The 2,028-nt window shown below is 45.1% G+C and carries 3 protein-coding genes; all 3 read right to left on the minus strand.

Features of this window, described 5'->3' with window-relative positions; translation table 11 throughout:
• Positions 1-454: 454 nt before the first annotated feature.
• Positions 455-1,219, minus strand: coding sequence for an HAD family hydrolase (locus tag B3182_RS12825; RefSeq protein ID WP_292358556.1), 765 nt, complete (start codon positions 1,217-1,219; stop codon positions 455-457).
• Positions 1,219-1,395 carry a DUF3012 domain-containing protein gene (locus tag B3182_RS12830; RefSeq protein ID WP_292358554.1) on the minus strand — a complete coding sequence of 59 codons (177 nt, stop codon included), beginning with the start codon at positions 1,393-1,395 and terminating at the stop codon, positions 1,219-1,221. Before B3182_RS12830 ends, B3182_RS12825 begins: the two co-directional genes overlap by 1 nt.
• A 19-nt stretch (positions 1,396-1,414) precedes the next feature.
• The coding region (locus B3182_RS12835; protein ID WP_292753003.1) for a dihydroorotase at positions 1,415-2,028 on the minus strand (614 nt) is incomplete at its 5' end.

Consider the following 2,028-nt stretch of genomic DNA (forward strand, 5'->3'; position numbering starts at 1 on the left):
CCCGTCCGCTCCGCCATTTTTTTGGTAGACCTTTCCCTCATAGTTAGTGCTGCCTGGTTATCAAGTTTGTTTCAATTAATAAAGCGAAACAGGTGATACCAGGATAACCAGTGAAACTTACCATCCGACGCTCGTTTCCACGCTATAACTATCATTACCAATATAAATCTGCTCAAACTTCAGAAAAATTGTTTGTAGTAGAAATCCCCCCCCCATCAAACTAGCTGGCCACTATTATTGGCCGGAATCAGTATATCCACAGATCAACCTACCCCGGGTATGTATGAGCAAATTTCTATCTGATGATATAACGCGTTATCGATGTGATAGATGGATGGCTGACAGCATTTTATTAGGCTAATGGCTCAAATGAATTACACACGGATGCCTTTTAAGTGGCCTCAAGCAATGTCAGTTATTTGCGTCACTATAATGGATGACAATACGTTTTATATCAGCAGTATTTCAAGTCAGACAAAGAGGGTGTTTCCAAGGTGTTTATTCGTGGATGCTGCCGGGCAGCTTGCATGTCATGAGTGGTGTTATACCCCCAGTTAGCCAAATATAACTGGATAGTGGATAGCGATGGAGTGTGGATAACATCCAATAGGGTAGGCAGACGATCTTCAATAAATAAAATGGTTGTTTGAGGGTGTGATTGTTGCAAGTCGTTGAGGATTTGCGGTTTTTTCAATTTACGATCTAATCCGTAAATATGCGTCGGGATAATGTCTACCTGGTTTGCCTGAAGAATGGCCCGAACGAAACGTTCCTGCTTGGTAGTAATAATAAAAAGCTGGGACAATGGAATCTGCTGCAGCAGTTTGTCGATACCCGTATAAAGCGGGTTCATTTTTATCCAACCCGAAAAATCATTTTCAATCCAGTTATCCCTGTACTCGCCGAAGCGTTTTTTCAATTCTGTGGTATCAAGCTGATCTCGAGATAAAATAGCGTCTATTTGTCTGGAAAAGTCTGACATTAAAAGGTCGGGGTTTAATCCTTCAAATAACAGCCGACAAATTAAGATGGCTTCAAAACCGGTTTCCATAACCGGTCGGACATAGCGAAAATCAATCATGATTTGCTCAGGCAAATCTTTAGGCATGTCGTGCCAGAGTTGCGTTGCGACTTGCCAGCCAGTTATACCGGTTTCAATCGCGCTATCACAAATTACCCCGTCAAAATCCAGAGCATATAATTTATTTTCTGTCACCATCAAAGAAGACAATGCTCCGCATAGGCACCGGCTTCATTTGCGGTCCAGTCGCCTTTGGGTTTCTCTTTCATATGTACACACCACTCATCCGAGCCGACCTCGGGAGTACAGGCTGAGAGGGCTATGGTTAATGCCATCAGGCCAAGAAATCGGAAACAATAACGGATAATAGTCATTTTGAAGACTCCGGGAGGGTTAGTTAGGCTCGCGTTGATAAACGACTTTACCCTGAAACAGGGTATGGCTGACCTGATGTTGGAACAACCAGCCGCCAAACGGACTGTTTTTGCCTGCACTGATAAAAGCTGATGGCAGGCAGTCATATTGCACATCCGGGTCAATAATACAGATATCTGCACTGGCACCGGCTTTGAGCTGTCCAGCGTCAATACCCAGAATAGCTGCGGGTTGGCAGGTCAGACTGGCGATAGCCTGATGCAGGCTGATTTCATCATCTTCCACTAATTTAAGGGTAAGAGGTAGCAGGGTTTCCAGCGCTGAAAGCCCTGGCGTCGTTTCTGCAAATGGACCCAGTTTGGCATCCGCATCCAACGGTTGATGATGAGAAGAGACTGCCTGGATAACACCATCGCGCAGGCCTTGTTTTAGCTGTTCCCGATCCCGTACACCTCGTAAAGGTGGCATCACATGACTGAAACTATCGTAATTACCCAGGTCATGTTCACAAAGATGTAAGTGGTGGGCGCTGACATCGGCAGTGACAGGTAGCCCCCGATCCTGTGCTTCACGAATCAGTTTAACCGCTTTACCTGTAGATAAACTATGAAAGTGAGCGCGTACTCCGGTTT

The sequence above is a fragment of the Methylophaga sp. UBA4204 genome (genome assembly GCF_002379485.1).
GTDB lineage: Bacteria > Pseudomonadota > Gammaproteobacteria > Nitrosococcales > Methylophagaceae > Methylophaga.